Origin of the sequence: Streptococcus sanguinis SK355 (genome assembly GCF_000212855.1) — a bacterium.
In the GTDB taxonomy this organism is placed as follows: Bacteria; Bacillota; Bacilli; order Lactobacillales; family Streptococcaceae; genus Streptococcus; species Streptococcus sanguinis_A.
Window position 1 is genome coordinate 1,217,098 of record NZ_GL890993.1, and the last position, 13,901, is coordinate 1,230,998.

The following is a 13,901-nucleotide window of genomic DNA, read 5'->3' on the forward strand; positions in this document are numbered from 1 at the left end:
TATCCAACTGATTCATGATTTGGATGCGAAGACGGTTCATAGCCCGGCCGAGATGTTGTACAATGTGAAAGCGGTCGAGGACAATTTTCGCAGAAGGAAATAGTTTTTTAGCGATGTCGTAGTAGGGGCTAAACATGTCCATTGTAATGATTTTCACGCTATTTCGGACCTGTCTGGAATAGCGCAGGAAGTGATTGCGAATCGTTGCTTGAGTCCGCCCATCTAAGATAGCTATAATCTTTCTGGAATCAAAATCCTGTGCAATAAAGCTCATCTTGCCTTTCTTAAAGCTGTATTCATCCCAAGACATGTGAGTTGGAAGGAAAGATAAATCTGTCTTGAATTTGAATTCTTTCAACTTACGAATGACTGTGGATGTGGAGACAGCCAAGCTTTCAGCGATGGCCGTCATAGGGACTTTCTCGATTAGTTTTTGAGCGATTTTCTGGTTGACGATGGTCGCGATTTGGTGATTCTTCTTGACTAAGGAAGTCTCTGCGACAGCTACTTTCCTACAGACTTTACATCGGAAACGGCGTTTCTTTAAGCGAATCAGCGTTTTGTATCCCGTACACTCTAGGTAAGGTATTTTCGATTCTTTCTGGAAGTCATATTTAGTCATTTGTCCTTGGCAGTGTGGGCATTTAGGAGCAGGATAATCCAGCTTAGCGATGATTTCTTTATGAGTTCCAGCATCTAGAACATCCAGGATGGTGATGTTCTTGTCTTTAATTCCGAGTAAGTTTGTGATAAAATTGAACTGTTCCATAAGAGTCTTTCTAATGATGGTTTGATCGCTTTTCAGTATAGGTCTTATGGGACTTTTTTTCTACGACAAAAGAGGCTCCATCATTCCTATAGTGGTTTTACCCACTACAGAAATTATAGAGCCGCCATTTTTTAGATAGATTTGAGGATGTTTTGGTTTGGAGCTAGATTAGAAAAAATAAACGGTTGCATTTGCAACTGTTTTTTGTTATACTAGTTATACCTTAGGAGTGTCTATTTTGGTTAGAATATTTTGGAGCTGAAAGAGCTCAGAGGAAGTCAGTTGCTGCAGAGCCTGACTGGCGTAAGTATTTTCAAAGCCAATTAGCTGGTCGTAGAGTTTGAGAGCCTGATTGCTAGGATAGAGCTCTTTGAACTTCTTATTTTGAGCTTTGGTCTTTTTAATAATCAAGCCCCTATCTTCCAGCTTTCGTAAAGAGCGGCTGAGGGTAGTCTTGTCAATTTGCACCATCTCTGCCAGTTGTGATTGGCTGAGACCTTCATTTTCGACGATGCGAATGAGCAGTAGAAACAAATTATTGTCTAGGCCGTAGTTACTGGCTTTCTGATTCATTTTCATCATAGCTTGTCTAGAAATATAGCCCATTTGCCGGAAAAGTTGACGGTAATCCATAGGAACTCCTTGATAGTTGCATTTGCACTTATTATACATTAAAAAGATAGAGGAAACAAGTATGTGGTCTAGGAAAAAATTAACAGAGTTGAACCCGATAGAATTTTATCAAATCTTAAAATTGCGCATTGACACCTTTGTGGTGGAGCAGGAGCGCATTTATCATGAATTGGATGAGAAGGACCTAGAAGCAGTGCACGTTTACCATGCTAATGAAAAAGGGGAAATCGATGCTTATGCTCGGGTCTTTGAAGAGGGAGAGCATTTAGTCTTTGGTCGAGTAGTCACAGCTAGGTCTGTACGAGGACAGGGCTTAGGAGGAAAGCTTATCAGAGAGATCTTACAATTATGTGCTGAAAAATGGCCAGGAAAGGAAATTGAAATAGAGGCTCAGAAGCAGGTGGCTGCTCTCTATGAAAAGTATGGCTTCAAGGCGGTTGGTCAACCCTTTATTTTTGAATCTACGCCTCACATTACCATGATCTATAAACAATAAAAAAACTAAGGCCAGGCCTTAGTTTTTACTGTTTAACAGGAATGGAAATTTCGATTAGATTATTAGCGTAAATCGTTCGGATAGCAGCTTTATCAATAGCGTTTGCATCGATTTTTCTCTTCAAGAAAAATTCTCTAATTTTTTCGATTTCCTGTTCGCGTACAGCACGGTGCATGTTTGAAATCAAAATTTCATAGTGAAGAGGAGCTTGTGTAAAAACAACATCGCTGTTTCCAGCAGAATAAACTTCGACTAATATCGCATCGGTGCTTTCCAATTGGCTTTTGACAAGGTCAGCATGACTGTTTGTTGTATTAATAAGCTTCATACGATTTCCTCCTGCTTTATACCTGCTATTATTATAACATGTTTGCTATAAATTGTGAATGATTTCTTTAAGCTTTAAGTGCATTTTTCCAGGCTTGGATACCCCATTTATGGCTGCCGCGTTTGAGTGTTTCGATAGCTTCTTCGACTGGGAACCAAGCAAGCTGATTGAAATCTTCCAGCGGTTTTTGGACTTCTTGGAAAGAGGTGACCTCATAGAGGTAGGCTGGGTTGTAAAAATAGGTGTCGCGATGTCGGGAGTAAAAATATTCATCAGCTTGTCCAAGATAGCGGCCAAGCTGGGCTGTGAATCCAAGTTCTTCCATCAGCTCGCGTTCAAGGGCAGTCTGATGGTTTTCCCCCTCTTCAATCTCTCCACCGGGCAGAAACCAAGCCCCATTAGGCGCCTGGACCAAAATAATCTTTTCTTTCTTTTCATCTGGGATGACAGCATAGACTCCGTAGCGGGTCACATATTCTACATTTGCTTCCTTTTCACCAAAGGTTGGATTTGTCATTCTAATATCCTCAATCTCTAGTCAGTTTACTATCTATCATAATGGACTAAGGACCAGCTGTCAAGAATTTACTCGGTTTATTGGACAGAAAAAGAATGATAGTCCTTGAAAGAAATCCCCTTCAAATAATAAATTATGTCCTTCGACTGTTTAAAAATTTTTTCTTTATGGGAATAGTCAAACATTCCTAGCTAGAATTGTTATAATAGTAGCGAGGTAGTTTTATGACAGAAAGCAGACTTTTTAGAATCTTATATCTTCTTTTAGAGCAAGGCCGTACAACAGCTCCCGAATTGGCCTCACTATTTGAAGTATCTATTCGGACCATCTATCGAGATGTAGACAAGCTGAGTTTGGCAGGAATACCCGTCTATTGCAGCCCAGGCAAGGGCGGGGGTATTTTTCTGATGAAGGATTTTGTCTTAGACAAGGCCTTATTTTCAGAGTCTGAGAGGGATGAGCTATTAGCTGCTCTTCAAGGCTTGCAGATTTTAACAGATGGCGAGCAAGTAGAGACCCTGTCTAAGTTGCAGTCTTTGTTTCAAGTTCAGGCAACATCCTGGCTAGAGGTGGATTTCACTGATTGGCGCAAGAAAGCAGATCAGAAAGAACTGTTTGATACCATTAAGCAAGCGATCTTGCAAAGAAGAGTCTTGTCATTTTCTTACTTGAATGGGCATGGAGAAAGAGAGCAGCGCAAGATAGAGGCACTGAAGTTAGTATTTAAAAGCCAAAACTGGTATGTTGCTGGTTTTTGTCGTTTAAGACAAGCCCCGCGCTTTTTTAAACTCAACAGAATGAGAGACTGTCAGATGTTAGAGGAAATATTTAAGCAGAGAGTCTTGGATGAGACATTTAGTCCTGAAGAGCGGCTAGGAGATACTGTAAAAGTCATTTTGAAATTTGACTGGAAGCATGCCTTTCGAGTGTACGAGGAGTTTTCAGAAGCAGAGATAGAGGAGAGTGATGGGAGCCTTTATGTCCAAACGCATTTACCGAGCCACGATAGTCTTTATGCCTACTTGCTATCCTTTTTGGATGGAGTTGAAATCATAGAGCCGCCTCGGTTACGAGAAGAATTCAAAGAAAAGTTAAAAGCTATTACCGATATTTATAAAAGCTGACAGAGGTTGTCAGCTTTTCTTTGCTATACTGTTTGTAGTAAAGAAAGGAGGGCTCTCTCATGAAATATGAATGGAGAAAAGCCAATCGAGAAATATATCAAATCAAGTCTGACCCCTGTCTCATAGATGTTCCTGCCCAGTCTTTTATCATGATTGACGGCAAGGGCGATCCTAATGCTGCTGACTTTTCGGAACGAGTTGGTGCTCTGTACAGCTTAGCATATGCTATCAAGATGAATTACAAAAAGACAGCGGCCGAGCAAGAATTTACTGATTTTACAGTTTATCCCTTGGAAGGACTTTGGCAGCAAGAGCAAGCAGGAGAACTCATTAAAGAAGAATTGATTTATACCATTATGATTGGCCAGCCGGACTTTATCACTGAAGAGATGGTGAAAAAGGCTCTGGAACAAGTCCGTGTCAAAAAGCCTAATCCTCTCTATGATGAGATTCGCTTTGAAGAAATGACGGAAGGAGTGTGTGTTGCCATGCTGCACCTAGGACCTTTTGACGAAGAACCTTACTCCTTCGCTAAAATGGATGCCTTTTGCCAGAGTCACCAGCTGACACGGATTTCAAATACTCATAGGGAAATCTATCTCAATAATCTGAATCGGACAGAACCTAGCAAGCTGAAAACAATTCTGCGCTACAAGGTTCAGAAGGATAAATAAAGAAATAGAGCAGAAAACTAACTGTTTTCTGCTCTATTTTGTCGAAATTCATTTTTCTTCTTGAGATGAATGAACGGACTCTGTGCTTTCAGTTTTCTTTGCTGACTTGATAAGAATCTTGCCATTGCTGGTCATGATAGCTTTGAGCTCTTTTTCGCTTGGATTTTCCAGATAAAAGTCAGTAATAGCATCTTCGATATGGTCCTGAATGGTACGGCGCAGTGGGCGAGCGCCCATTTTTGGATCGTAGCCCAGATCAACCAATTTTTCTTTGACCTTCTCTGTAACATCCAGATGAATATCGTTGGTTGCCAAACGTTGGTTTACATCCTCCAGCATAAGGTTGACGATTTGCAGCAGGTTGTCCTTGCTGAGCGCCTGGAATTCGATAATGCCATCAAAGCGGTTCATAAACTCAGGACTGAAGAAGTTGCCCAATTCACCCAAGACGGAGTTGGTGCGGCCTTCACGTGCTGCCCCAAAGCCAACGCTGGCTTCAGCTTTGCCAGTTCCGGCATTGGATGTCATGATGATAATGGTGTCCTTGAAGCTGACAGTCCGTCCTTGGCCATCAGTCAGGCGGCCATCATCTAGAACCTGCAGGAACATGTGCATAACATCGGGATGGGCCTTTTCCACCTCATCCAGTAGAATGAGTGAGTATGGATTACGGCGAACGCTCTCAGTCAATTGACCAGCTTCATCATAGCCGACATAGCCCGGAGGGGCACCGACCAGCTTGGCCACGCTGTGTTTTTCCATATATTCACTCATATCAAAGCGAATCATGCTGTCAGCTGAGCCAAAGAGCTCAATGGCTAGTTGCTTAGAAAGCTCAGTCTTACCGACGCCAGTTGGTCCGACAAAGAGGAAGCTACCGATTGGGCGATTAGGACTTCCTAGTCCGACTCGGTTGCGACGGATGGCCTTGGCAATCTTATCCACAGCATCGTCTTGGCCGATGACATGAGCCTTTAGGTCGCTGGCAAGATTGACTAGTTGAGACTGTTCTTTTTCTTTGAGGTCGCCAACTGGGATATTGGTCTTTTGCTCTACGATGTGCTCAATCGTTTTCTCGCTGATAATCGGAGTGTCCTTGTCTAGCACATTTGTCTGTTGGAGTTCCTTGTACTTGGCAATCTGGTCACGGAAGTAAGCTGCCTTCTCGAAGTCTTCGTCACGAGTCGCCTGAGCCTTGAGATTTTCGGCCTCAATCAGACGTTGGTCAATGACCTTGGGATCAACGAAGTTGAGGGTCAGATTCATCTTAGATCCAGCTTCATCCAAGAGGTCAATAGCCTTGTCCGGCAGGAAGCGATCTTGGATGTAGCGGTTGGAGAGAAGCGCAGCCGCTTCAATGGCCGCATCTGTGTACTTGACGTGATGGTAGTCTTCGTATTTTTTCTGAATCCCTTTGAGGATGGTAATCGTTTCCTCTACCGTCGGCTCGTCTACCTTAACGGGTTGCATACGGCGCTCCAGTGCAGCATCCTTCTCAATGATACGGTATTCATTGAGAGTGGTTGCTCCGACTAATTGGAGTTCTCCGCGAGCCAGAGCTGGTTTGAGAATGTTCCCAGCGTCCATATTGCCATCGCCAGCAGAGCCTGCTCCGACAATTTCATGGATTTCATCAATAAAGAGAATGACATCCTGACGAGAACGAATCTCATCAATGAGCTTCTGCATTCTCTCCTCAAATTGGCCACGGATACCAGTTCCCTGTACTAAGCTGACAACGTCTAGGCGGATAACTTCTTTACCTTGGAGTTTATGAGGCACATCACCATCAACAATCTTCTGGGCCAGGCCTTCCACCACGGCTGTTTTTCCGACTCCTGGCTCTCCTATGAGAACAGGATTGTTTTTGGTGCGGCGGTTGAGGATTTCAATGACACGGACGATTTCTTCATCACGGCCAATAACAGGATCAATCTCGCCTCGGCGAGCCAACTCAGTCACGTTGATACCAAACTCTTCTAGCAGGCCTTTTGGCTTTTGCGGACTTGGCTGAGGCTGACCACCCTTGCTAGGATTGGAGCCGTAGCCGCCACCGCCTCCATAGGCTCCGCCAGATTGGGTAGGAGGAGTAGTTGGTTCCTGAGGCTGTTGGAAATTGCTGAGGCTGTTGAAGAAGTCATCAATCGGATCCGTACCATGATTGTTGGCATTGGCAATTCCACCGAACAAGGAATGTTCAGGGTCTGTTTTCATGATTTGGTAGCAGTTTTGGCACAAATCCACCTGCTGTTTATGGCCATTTACGTTGGTATAAAGGTGAATTGTGGATTCATTGATTTTACAATTTTGACAAAGCATGCAGATACCTCTTTTCTTTTAGTGTGCAAGCTATTTATAGAAATAATTAAAGGTCAAAAATAGTCAAAGTTTTATAGTTTCATTATATCAGTATTCTCGAACTTTGCAAGAATTTACTACAAAATCCTCCCTTAGACCGAGCAGAATGAAAACAAATTCTTGAAAAATTACAAAAAATGGGCTTTTAGTGGTATTTCAGTCGCTATTTATGGTAAAATAAGAGGGAACTAAGTAAATAGGAGAAACAAAATGGAATCACATTTAGTTAGAATTATCAACCGCTTAGAAGCTATGGCTAAGGATGGCGGAAATTTAAAACGTAATTTTGAGCGTGAAGGAGTGGTTGTAGCAGAAGTAGCTTACAGTTACGACGAAGAAAACGGCTCTGTCTTCACCTTGCGTGACGTTGCAGCGCGTGAGACCTATACTTTCGACAGCATCGATTTGATTGCGATGGAAATCTATGAATTACTCTACTAAAAAGCACTTAGCTGCTTTTTATTTTTACCCTTTTTATCTTATTTTGAAAAAGATTTGGTAGGTCTGAAAATTTTACTACTAGGTGCCAATGAAACCTCGCTTTATAACCTTGTATAAGAAAAAGTTATAGGCTGGGCACAGATTTTTTTGGTATAATGAAAAAGATAATGAAAAAGAAATGAGAATGACATGGCGCAGATTATTGATGGTAGAGGTTTGGCAGAGAAGCTTCAGAAAAAATTAGCCGAAAAAACGGCTCGCCTCAAAGAAAAGACAGGTCAGGTACCGGGCTTGGTAGTGATTGTGGTGGGAAATAATCCAGCCAGTCAAATCTACGTGCGGAATAAAGAGCGCTCAGCCTTGGCTGCTGGCTTTCGGAGTAAGGTAGAACGTCTGCCAGAAGAAACCAGCCAAGAAGAGCTCTTGAGCTTGATTGAAACTTATAATCAGAATCCTGACTGGCATGGCATTTTAGTCCAACTACCTTTGCCTGAGCATATTGATGATGAAGCTGTGCTGCTGGCCATTGATCCAGACAAGGATGTTGATGGCTTTCATCCGCTTAATATGGGCAAGCTATGGAGCGGTCATCCTGTTATGATTCCGGCTACTCCTGCGGGCATTATGGCAATGTTCCATGAATATGGCGTTGAACTGGAAGGCAAGCGAGCGGTCGTCATCGGGCGGAGTAATATTGTTGGTAAGCCCATGGCTCAGCTGCTTTTAGCTAAGAATGCAACAGTGACTCTGACGCATTCGCGGACCCACAATCTAGCCAAGACTGCTAAGCGGGCAGATATTTTGGTGGTGGCTATCGGACGTGGACATTTTGTGACCAAGGACTTTGTCAAGGAAGGAGCTGTTGTCATTGATGTCGGTATGAACCGAGATGAAAATGGCAAGCTGATTGGCGATGTTAAGTTTGATGAAGTGTCTGAAATTGCCAGTCTGATTACCCCTGTACCTGGAGGTGTTGGGCCTATGACCATTACCATGCTGATGGAGCAGACCTACCAAGCCTTTAAACGGAGTCTTGAATCATGAAATTTGTTTTTGATTTAGATGGGACCTTGTCCTTTGATTATATGACGATTGATGAGGAGATTAAGCAGGTTCTGCTGACGGCTCCTCAGTTTGGCCATGAAGTTCTGTTTGCTTCAGCGCGCTCCTATCGAGATTGTCTAGGACTATTAGGTCCGGAATTGAGCCAGCAGATAGTGATTGGCCTGAACGGCGGAGTAGCTTATCAGAAGGGACAGCTGATGTTTGAGCGTCAGCTGCCTCAGTCGAGTTATCAAGCCATTCTAGATACTTGTTTGACCTATAATTTACCTTTTTTCGTTGATAATACTTTTGACTACAGCGGCCAGATTTTAGAAAAAATCCCTTTTATTGCCAGTGTAGATCCTCTCAGGCGGGCAAGACGGTTGGAACTGACTGACCTCCAGCATCCTATTAAGGTTGTTATTTACATGGGGAATCATGAGCAACTCTTAGACGATTTACAGGCTCGTTTTGGAAACTTGCCTAATCTAAGTCTAGACTATCATGAACATGAGAAATGTTTTTATATCAATCCGGCTGAAACCAATAAAGCTTCAACTGTAAAGGAACTCTGCGGTTCGGATTATGTGGCTTTTGGTAATGATCAAAATGATATCCAGCTCTTTAAGAATTCTCTCTACGCTGTGCAGGTTGGGGATTTCTCAGGATTGAGGGATTATGCGGATGAGCAGGTCGCCTTTCAGGAAAATTTACCCAAGGCAGTCGCAGCAAGAATCTTACAAAAATTTGCAGATTTCCGAAGAGAATAACTTTCTTGCGATACGAGGCACCTGTTTAGGTGCCTTTTGGTGTATAATAAAGATAGGTTTGGTCATATTGAGACAAGTGCAGGATGAAGTTGGTCTAGGAGAATATCATGGTAAAAAATGCTGAAAATATTTTAAAAAGAGTCATTAGGGAACGTCCCTTGGATAGTCACAAGGGCGATTACGGTCGTCTTTTACTAATTGGAGGGACTTATCCTTATGGGGGCGCCATTATCATGGCTGCTTTGGCTGCGGTCAATAGCGGAGCGGGTCTGGTGACTGTTGCTACAGATAGAGAAAATATCGCCCCTCTGCACAGTCATCTACCGGAGGCCATGGCCTTTGACTTAGAGGAGCAAGACCGATTGACAGAGCAGCTGATCAAATCAGATCTAGTCTTGATTGGTCCTGGCTTGGCGGAGAATCAACTAGGTCTAGATATCCTACAAAAGGTAGTCCAGACTGTGGCAGAACAACAGATACTTATCATGGATGGCGGCGCCATTTCACTCTTTAGCAAGGCAGCTTTGCCATTTCCAAAAGCCCAAACAGTTTTTACCCCTCACCAGAAGGAGTGGGAAGGCTTATCGGGTTTGAGCTTATCAGATCAGACAGCTGCAGCCAATCAGGCGGGGGTCAATCAGCTGCCTCTGGGCAGTATTGTCGTGCAGAAAAAGCATGGGACGACCATCTTTCAAAGTGGGCAAAAGCAGGTTTTTGAGCTGACAGTAGGCGGACCTTATCAGGCAACTGGCGGCATGGGAGATACGTTGGCTGGTATGATTGCTGCTTTTGCGGGTCAGTTCAAGTCAAGCAGCCTCTTTGAGCGAGTGGCGGCTGCAACCCTTCTTCACTCCCTTGTCGCAGATGATTTGAGTCATGAAGCTTATGTCGTCCTGCCAACGGCAATCAGTAGAGCCATTCCAAGGTGGATGAATGAGATGAGTCAGTAGACTTTTTCTTGGGTTTTAAGTCAGCTGGGTTTCTTTTATGGAAGCCCAGTTTTTTTCTTGCTTTTCAGGGTATTTTTAGACTTTGTAATCGGTTTTTTATGCAGTTTTTTGTTATAATAAAAGTTACGGAAAAACTAGAAAAGAAAGGAAAAGGACATGCCAGAGTATTTGTCGGTTTCGACCTTGACCAAGTATCTGAAGATGAAGTTTGAGCGGGATCCTTATTTGGAGCGGGTCTATCTGACTGGTCAGGTGTCCAATTTCCGACGGCGTCCCAATCATCAGTATTTTTCATTGAAGGATGAGAAGGCTGTCATTCAGGTTACGATTTGGTCTGGTGTCTACCAGAAGTTGGGCTTTGAGCTGGAAGAAGGCATGAAAATCAATGTGATTGGCCGGGTGCAGCTCTATGAGCCGAGCGGTTCCTATTCTATTATCATTGAAAAAGCGGAGCCGGATGGTATCGGAGCTTTGGCTATCCAGTTTGAACAGCTCAAGAAAAAACTGGGAGAAGAGGGGCTTTTTCAAGATAAATTCAAGCAAGCCTTGCCCCAGTTTCCTAAGAAAATTGGTGTTGTAACCAGTCCCAGCGGAGCGGTCATTCGGGATATTATCACGACGGTCAGCCGTCGCTTTCCGGGAGTGGAGATTGTCCTTTATCCGACAAAAGTGCAGGGAGATGGGGCTGCAGCTCAGGTTGCTGACCACATCAGACTGGCCAATGAGCGGTCGGATTTGGATGTACTGATTATTGGTCGAGGCGGCGGTTCTATTGAAGATCTCTGGGCTTTCAACGAGGAGGAAACAGTTCGGGCTATTTTTGAGTCTCGGATTCCTGTTATCTCTAGTGTCGGCCATGAGACAGATACGACTTTGGCGGACTTTGTGGCAGATCGCAGGGCTGCGACTCCTACGGCTGCGGCTGAGTTAGCAACACCAGTCACCAAGCTGGATCTTCTGGGACATTTGCAGCAGCAGGAAAACCGCATGTCACGAGCGATTTCCAATCGCCTGAGCTATTATCGAGAGAGATTGAATAAGCTAACCCAGTCGGTTATCTTCCGACAGCCAGAGCGGCTTTACGATGGCCATCTGCAGAAGTTAGACCAGCTCAACCTGCGACTCAAGCAAAAAATTCGCGAATATTATAGTGAAGAGCAACAGCGGGTCAAAATCTTGCAGCACCGTTTGGAAGCATTGAATCCGCTCAGTCGCGTTCAGCGTCTTCAGGAGCAGACTGCTCAGCTGGAGCGTTTGCTGCGCAGCAACATGGCGGTCATTTATGATAACAAGGTGGCTCAAGTCAGGAGATTATCCGAGGCCTTGCTTATGCTGGATACCAGTCGAATCGTGGCGCGTGGCTATGCTATTGTCCAAAAGAATCAAAAGGTTGTCGAGTCAAGTGCAGGCATTGAAGAAAAAGATGAGCTGACCCTGCTTATGCGGGATGGGCAGCTGGAAGTAGAGGTAAAACATGTCCAAAGAAAAGAAATTTGAAGAAAACTTAGCAGACTTGGAAGTCATTGTCCAAAAGCTTGAAAATGGTGATGTAGCCTTGGAAGAGGCGATTGCGGAATTTCAAAAGGGGATGAAGCTTTCAAAGGAACTCCAGGCTAGTCTGGACAAGGCTGAAAAGACCTTAGTTAAGGTCATGCAGGCAGACGGCACAGAAACGGAAATGGAATGACAAGAAACGAGAAACTGGAAAAAATCGGTCTGACGATTGAGGATTTTTATAAGTCTCAGCAAGTGTCGCCGGATTTATCAGAAGTTATTTTGTACTCGGTGCAGGCTGGAGGCAAGCGAATTCGTCCCTTACTGCTATTGGAGTTGATTCAAGCTTTTGGCCTAGAGCTGACTGAGGCCCACTATCAGGTCGCGGCGGCTCTTGAGATGATTCACACTGGCAGCCTTATCCATGATGATTTACCGGCTATGGATGATGACGACTATCGTCGCGGTCGCTTGACTAGCCATAAGAAGTTTGGAGAGGATATGGCTATTTTAGCGGGTGATTCTCTCTTTTTGGACCCCTATGGACTATTGGCAAGGGCCGAGCTGCCCAGTCAGGTCAAGGTGGACTTGATTTCTGAATTGTCTCTGGCAGCAGGGAGCTTTGGTATGGTCGCAGGACAAGTTCTGGACATGCAAGGTGAAGGCCAAGCAATTAGTTTAGAAGATTTAAAAAACATCCATGCCAATAAGACTGGTAAGCTACTGACCTATCCTTTTGTCGCAGCTGGTTTGATTGTTCAGGCTCAGCAGTCTGTTCAAGACAAGCTTCGTAGGATTGGAGAGCTTTTAGGCTTGGCCTTTCAAGTGCGGGATGATATTTTGGATGTGACAGCTAGTTTTGAAGAGCTGGGTAAAACCCCGCAGAAAGATTTAGCTGCGGCCAAGTCGACTTATCCAGCTTTTCTGGGTCTAGATGGAGCTAAGAACTTTTTCAATCAGACCCTTGATGAAGCTGTGGACATTCTGACAGACTTGGAAGAGAAGACAAAGTTTTCAGGCGGAGTAATTCAAAAGATAATAGAAAGTTTGAGATTGAATGGCTAAGGAAAGAGTAGATGTGCTGGCCTACAGACAAGGGCTCTTTGAGACCAGAGAGCAGGCTAAGCGTGGTGTAATGGCTGGGCTGGTTATTGCTGCGGCTAATGGCCAGCGCTTTGACAAGCCAGGTGAAAAGATTGACACAGCCACAGAGCTACGCTTAAAAGGTGAGAAACTCAGATATGTCAGCCGAGGCGGGCTCAAGCTAGAAAAGGCTTTGCAAGTCTTTGGTATTTCGGTCACTGATCGAGTGACCTTAGATATCGGAGCTTCGACCGGCGGTTTTACAGATGTCATGCTGCAGCACGGAGCTAAGCTGGTCTATGCAGTGGATGTGGGGACCAATCAGCTGGCATGGAAGCTCAGACAGGATGAGCGGGTCGTCAGCATGGAGCAGTTTAATTTTCGATATGCCCAAAGGACTGACTTTGAACAGGAGCCTAGCTTTGCCAGTATTGATGTCAGCTTTATATCGCTGAGTTTGATTTTGCCAGCTCTGCATGAGATTTTGGCTCGGGATGGCCAAGTGGTCGCCTTGATCAAGCCTCAGTTTGAAGCGGGCCGCGAGCAGATTGGAAAAAAAGGGATTGTCAAGGATAAAAAGGTCCATTTAGCAGTTCTGGAAAAGGTCACAGCATTTATGATGGAGGCTGGCTTTTCTGTCAGGGGACTGGATTTTTCGCCTATTCAGGGCGGTCAGGGCAATGTAGAATTTCTGGCCTATTTAGAAAAGAGTACAGAACCGCAGGCTCTTGATTCAGCACTGATGACAGCTGTCGTAGAGGCAGCACACAAGGAATTTAAGGATGAATAAGAAGGATAGATTAGAAAAGATTAGACGCTTTGTCAGTGACTATGACATTGGCACACAGGAGGAAATTGTAGAACATCTCAGGGAATCTGGGATTACAGCGACCCAGGCCACGGTCTCTAGGGATATCAAGGAGCTGGGGATTGTCAAGATACCACTCAAGGACAACACCTATATCTACGAGCTACCTAAGACCATGACCAGCAGTCTGGGCTTGGCTGAAAATAATATCCTGTCCTGTCAGGTTTTGGGAAATATGATCAATCTCAGTCTGGTACCGGGGAGCACAGCACTGGTCAAGCGTCATCTTAGAAATGAATTTGCTGAGGATATTTTCAGTATCTTGGCAGACAACGACAGTATTTTGATGGTTATGATGACAGAGGAAGCAGCTGCAAGGATTGCAACCATCATTCACCATTGGTAGGAAAGC

General features: G+C 44.3%; 18 protein-coding genes. 13 read left to right on the forward strand and 5 right to left on the reverse strand.

All coding sequences use genetic code 11. The features are described 5' to 3' along the window. On the reverse strand, positions 1–769 hold a 769-nt coding region (locus HMPREF9389_RS05315), incomplete at its 3' end, for an ISL3 family transposase (protein ID WP_002929701.1). 216 nt (positions 770–985) lie between these two features. Continuing rightward, complete coding sequence (locus tag HMPREF9389_RS05310) at positions 986–1,441, reverse strand: MarR family winged helix-turn-helix transcriptional regulator (RefSeq protein ID WP_002929702.1); 456 nt, start codon at positions 1,439–1,441, stop codon at positions 986–988. A 22-nt stretch (positions 1,442–1,463) separates the two neighbouring features. Here HMPREF9389_RS05310 and HMPREF9389_RS05305 point away from each other — a divergent pair, with 22 nt between their 5' ends. Next, positions 1,464–1,898: a GNAT family N-acetyltransferase gene (locus HMPREF9389_RS05305; RefSeq protein ID WP_002929703.1), complete on the forward strand. Its 435-nt coding sequence runs from the start codon at positions 1,464–1,466 to the stop codon at positions 1,896–1,898. A gap of 25 nt (positions 1,899–1,923) precedes the next feature. Here the strand turns inward: HMPREF9389_RS05305 and HMPREF9389_RS05300 are convergent, their stop codons facing one another. Beyond that, positions 1,924–2,226, reverse strand: a complete 303-nt coding sequence (locus HMPREF9389_RS05300; protein WP_002919443.1) for a DUF1827 family protein — start codon at positions 2,224–2,226, stop codon at positions 1,924–1,926. A gap of 67 nt (positions 2,227–2,293) precedes the next feature. After that, a complete protein-coding gene (locus tag HMPREF9389_RS05295) occupies positions 2,294–2,743 on the reverse strand; it encodes an NUDIX hydrolase (protein WP_002929704.1) in 450 nt (149 codons plus the stop codon). 224 nt (positions 2,744–2,967) lie between these two features. Here HMPREF9389_RS05295 and HMPREF9389_RS05290 point away from each other — a divergent pair, with 224 nt between their 5' ends. Together HMPREF9389_RS05290 and HMPREF9389_RS05285 are read left to right on the forward strand one after the other, a co-directional pair. Next, positions 2,968–3,867 (forward strand): helix-turn-helix transcriptional regulator, encoded by a 900-nt coding sequence (locus tag HMPREF9389_RS05290; RefSeq protein WP_002929705.1) that lies wholly within the window; start codon positions 2,968–2,970, stop codon positions 3,865–3,867. 59 nt (positions 3,868–3,926) lie between these two features. After that, positions 3,927–4,541 carry a GyrI-like domain-containing protein gene (locus tag HMPREF9389_RS05285; RefSeq protein ID WP_002929706.1) on the forward strand — a complete coding sequence of 205 codons (615 nt, stop codon included), beginning with the start codon at positions 3,927–3,929 and terminating at the stop codon, positions 4,539–4,541. A 48-nt stretch (positions 4,542–4,589) separates the two neighbouring features. On the opposite strand, the gene HMPREF9389_RS05280 is transcribed toward HMPREF9389_RS05285, so the two are convergent. Further along, positions 4,590–6,860: an ATP-dependent Clp protease ATP-binding subunit gene (locus tag HMPREF9389_RS05280; protein WP_002929707.1), complete on the reverse strand. Its 2,271-nt coding sequence runs from the start codon at positions 6,858–6,860 to the stop codon at positions 4,590–4,592. Between the two features lie 249 nt (positions 6,861–7,109). Between HMPREF9389_RS05280 and HMPREF9389_RS05275 the strand changes: the two genes are divergently transcribed. From HMPREF9389_RS05275 to HMPREF9389_RS05235, 10 genes are all read left to right on the forward strand, one after another. After that, positions 7,110–7,340 carry a DUF1797 family protein gene (locus HMPREF9389_RS05275; protein ID WP_002896146.1) on the forward strand — a complete coding sequence of 77 codons (231 nt, stop codon included), beginning with the start codon at positions 7,110–7,112 and terminating at the stop codon, positions 7,338–7,340. Positions 7,341–7,529: 189 nt separating this feature from the next. Continuing rightward, the gene (locus HMPREF9389_RS05270) at positions 7,530–8,384 is read left to right on the forward strand and encodes a bifunctional methylenetetrahydrofolate dehydrogenase/methenyltetrahydrofolate cyclohydrolase (RefSeq protein WP_002929708.1); all 855 of its coding nucleotides are present in this window, start codon (positions 7,530–7,532) and stop codon (positions 8,382–8,384) included. Beyond that, positions 8,381–9,154: an HAD hydrolase family protein gene (locus HMPREF9389_RS05265; RefSeq protein WP_002929709.1), complete on the forward strand. Its 774-nt coding sequence runs from the start codon at positions 8,381–8,383 to the stop codon at positions 9,152–9,154. Before HMPREF9389_RS05270 ends, HMPREF9389_RS05265 begins: the two co-directional genes overlap by 4 nt. 107 nt (positions 9,155–9,261) lie before the next feature. Further along, complete coding sequence (locus HMPREF9389_RS05260; RefSeq protein WP_002929710.1) at positions 9,262–10,104, forward strand: NAD(P)H-hydrate dehydratase; 843 nt, start codon at positions 9,262–9,264, stop codon at positions 10,102–10,104. A gap of 8 nt (positions 10,105–10,112) precedes the next feature. Further along, positions 10,113–10,316 carry a hypothetical protein gene (locus HMPREF9389_RS12380; protein ID WP_002929711.1) on the forward strand — a complete coding sequence of 68 codons (204 nt, stop codon included), beginning with the start codon at positions 10,113–10,115 and terminating at the stop codon, positions 10,314–10,316. Further along, positions 10,261–11,601: an exodeoxyribonuclease VII large subunit gene (gene xseA / locus HMPREF9389_RS05255; RefSeq protein WP_002929713.1), complete on the forward strand. Its 1,341-nt coding sequence runs from the start codon at positions 10,261–10,263 to the stop codon at positions 11,599–11,601. Before HMPREF9389_RS12380 ends, xseA begins: the two co-directional genes overlap by 56 nt. After that, on the forward strand, positions 11,579–11,791 hold the full coding sequence (locus HMPREF9389_RS05250) for an exodeoxyribonuclease VII small subunit (protein WP_002896137.1): 213 nt from the start codon (positions 11,579–11,581) through the stop codon (positions 11,789–11,791). Before xseA ends, HMPREF9389_RS05250 begins: the two co-directional genes overlap by 23 nt. Beyond that, entirely contained in the window at positions 11,788–12,663 is an 876-nt protein-coding gene (locus HMPREF9389_RS05245) for a polyprenyl synthetase family protein (RefSeq protein ID WP_002929714.1), read from the forward strand. The genes HMPREF9389_RS05250 and HMPREF9389_RS05245 overlap by 4 nt, the downstream gene beginning before the upstream one ends. Then, entirely contained in the window at positions 12,656–13,471 is an 816-nt protein-coding gene (locus HMPREF9389_RS05240) for a TlyA family RNA methyltransferase (RefSeq protein WP_002929715.1), read from the forward strand. Before HMPREF9389_RS05245 ends, HMPREF9389_RS05240 begins: the two co-directional genes overlap by 8 nt. Further along, positions 13,464–13,895, forward strand: a complete 432-nt coding sequence (locus HMPREF9389_RS05235) for an arginine repressor (protein WP_002915680.1) — start codon at positions 13,464–13,466, stop codon at positions 13,893–13,895. Before HMPREF9389_RS05240 ends, HMPREF9389_RS05235 begins: the two co-directional genes overlap by 8 nt. Positions 13,896–13,901 lie beyond the last annotated feature (6 nt).